Genomic DNA, 263 nt, shown 5'->3' with positions numbered 1-263 from the left:
GTGCAGGGCTGGTTACCGGGTGGGGAGCTTCACACGGACCTGATGGCGCTGCTGCATGTGTATCTTGGGTCACGGCTTGATGTCCGCCTGCAGCTGTGTGTCGACCGTAGCCTGCTGCCGGACGCGACGATGAGTATTCACCCTAAAGCTGGCGCAGTACAGTTGGGCCGCACTGCCGTTATGCGACCGCTGAGTGCGGCAAGCATCGCCGCGCACCCCAAAACCATAACCATCAATCTTGGCCGCTATGAGCGGGTACAAGA

Annotated in this window: 1 protein-coding gene; it reads left to right on the top strand. The window is 60.5% G+C overall.

The annotated features are described in order from the left end of the window. Positions 1-42: 42 nt before the first annotated feature. Positions 43-263, top strand: a 221-nt coding sequence (locus ACPYOJ_RS35675) for a hypothetical protein (protein WP_481420433.1), incomplete at its 3' end; no start/stop codon positions are given.

This window comes from Rhizobium sp. SVR5-9E (assembly GCF_056755095.1).
Note: the sequence above shows the minus strand (reverse complement) of the source record. Positions and strands in the feature narration are given on the sequence as shown.